Annotated in this window: 1 protein-coding gene; it reads right to left on the reverse strand. The window is 75.7% G+C overall.

Going from position 1 to position 2,547, the window contains the following annotated elements:
- Window positions 1–2,288 (reverse strand): acyltransferase domain-containing protein (locus ACIQOV_RS36940; RefSeq protein ID WP_401055172.1); only part of this gene is annotated, 2,288 nt, incomplete at its 3' end.
- Window positions 2,289–2,547: the final 259 nt, after the last annotated feature.

The following is a 2,547-nucleotide window of genomic DNA, read 5'->3' on the forward strand; positions in this document are numbered from 1 at the left end:
CCGAAGAAGTAGGCCAGGCGGCCCGACGCGACGCTCCCGGTGTTGCCGGTGAGCAGGTGGCCGCCCTCGTCGGCGCCCTGTTCGAGGGAGGGGCCGTAGTCCATGGTCATCGCCCCGACGTAGACGCCCGTCGGGGTCCGCCGCAGGGTGGACGGGTCGATCCCGGCCCGCTCCAGCGCCTCCCAGGTGGTCTCCAGCAGCAGCCGCTGCTGCGGGTCCATGGCCAGCGCCTCGCGCGGCGAGATGCCGAAGAACTCCGCGTCGAAGTCAGCCGCTCCGGCGAGCGAACCCGCCTCCCGCTGGTAGAACCGGCCTGGTGTGCCCGGTGCGGGGTCGTACCGTCCGGCAGTGTCCCAGCCGCGGTCGTCGGGCAGCGCGGAGACGGCGTCAGCGCCCGCCGACACCAGCTCCCAGAGTTCGTCGGGGCTGCCGACCCCGCCGGGGTAGCGGCAGCCCATGCCGACGATCACCACGGGGTCGTCGTCCGCGGCCCGCCGCACCGGCTCGACCGCATCCGTACTCCCGTCCGGCCGGTCGCCGCGGATCCGGGCGCTGAGGTACGCGGCCAGGGCCGCCGGGGTCGGGCAGTCGAAGACGGCCGTCGCCGGGATGCGCAGCGCCGTCGCCGCGCTCAGCCGGTTGCGCAGCTCCACGGCGGTGACGGAGTCGAATCCCAGGTCGAGGAAGGCCACGTCGGCGGGGACCGGTTCGGACCGCCCGGTCACCGCGGCGATCTCCTCGTCCACCAGCCGTGCCAGCGCGGCGCGCCGTTCCGGGGCGTCCATTCCGGCCAGCTCCGCGCGGAACGCGCGGCCGACCTCCCGGCCGCCGCCCGCGTCGGCCGGGCCGGGCTCCGCGAGCGCCGCCAGGACGGCCGCCGGCAGTTCCGGTGCCCGGGCGTGCTGCCCGGCGGGCGGCGCTTCCCGTCCCGGGGCGGCACCGCACACGTACAGGTCACCGAGCGAGGCCAGGAACCGGCCCGGACCGTCCTGGTCCCGGCGCAGCGTCCCGAGGACGGCGGCCTGCGCGCCGTGTTCCTCCGCGCAGTCCGTGAGGGCGGAGGTCAGCACGGTGTGCGGACTGACCTCCAGCAGGACGCCGTACCCGTCCCGCAGCAGGGCGCCGGCCGCCTCGTGGAACCTGACCGTGTTGCGCAGGTTGCGGCACCAGTAGTCGGCGTCCAGGACCGGGGCGCCCAGTCGTCCGCCGGTCAGTCCGGAGTAGTAGGGCAGCCGCGGTGCGCGGGGCCGGATCGGTGCGAGGTCGGCGCGCATCCGGGGGATGATCGCGTCGATGTGGGGGGAGTGCGCGGCCAGGCCCACCGCGATCCGCCGTGCGTGCACCCCTTCCGCGGCCAGGTCGGCGAGGAATTCGGCCGCGGCGTCGCGGTCACCGGAGACGATCACGGACCGCGGACCGTTGTGCGCGGCGACGACGAGGCGGCCGTCCCAGCCGCGCAGCCGCGGCTCGACCTCGTCGGCCGGGGCCATGACGGAGACCATGTCGCCCTGCCCGGCCAGGGTCGCCTGGGCCTGGCTCCACAGGGCAACCACCCGCGCGGAGTCGTCCAGGGACAGCGCGCCGCTGACCGCGGCGGCGGTGACCTCGCCGACGCTGTGCCCGAGCACGGCGGCCGGTTCCACGCCGTGGAAGCGCCACAGCTCGGCGAGCGACACCGTCACGGCGAACAGCAGGGGCTGCACCACGTCGGCCCGGTCCGCGGCGGGCGCGCCCGGCGCGTCCGGGTCGCGGAGCACGTCGATCGGCGACCAGTCGACGAACGGTTCCAGGGCCTGCGCGCACGCGTCCATCCGGTCGCGGAACACTGCGGAGGTGTCCAGCAGGTCCACCGCCATCCGGGGCCATTGCGCGCCCTGTCCGGGAAACACGAAGGCGACCCGGCGGCCTACCGCTGCGGCACCCTCCACCAGGCCGGGCATGCTCCTGCCGTCGGCGAGCGCGTCCAGCCTCCGCAGGAACCCGTCGCGGCCGTCCGCCACCAGTGCCGCCCGCCGGCTCCCCTCGGAAGCGGTGCGCGCGAGGGTGAACGCGATGTCCTGGGGGCTCCAGTCGTCACGACCGGCCAGGTACGCGTGCAGGCCGCGCGCGCCGGCCGCCAGCGACTCCTTGCCGCTGCCTGCCAGTGTCCACAGCAGCGATGCTTCCGTACCGTCGGGGTGCGCCATCGTGTCTTCGGACTCCTTCACGGCGAGCAGGACCATCAGTCGCCGGACCGTGGCGGGGGCCCGCTCCCACGGGTCGCGCGCCGACCGGGACGCCTTCGTCATGCCCGGCGTGTACCGCCACCGGACCTGCGACGTCGATCTTGCCCAAGTCGCATAGCGGCTCGATAGCGCAGGCCGCGACACGACGTGGACAGGGGAGCGGGCGGGTCGCGGAGCAGCGGGAGGCCCGCGCGCGCACCGTGGGGCGGGTCGACCGTCCGTTCCGGCGGACCGCTCCGGGCCCGGAGTTCGCGTCACCCCCGGCTCCCGCCAGATCCCGTCCGGTGCCGCCACGAACTCGGGGCGAGCCCCCCACCTCGAC

The sequence above is a fragment of the Kitasatospora sp. NPDC091257 genome (assembly GCF_044757675.1).
Taxonomy (GTDB): domain Bacteria; phylum Actinomycetota; class Actinomycetes; order Streptomycetales; family Streptomycetaceae; genus Kitasatospora; species Kitasatospora lactacystinica.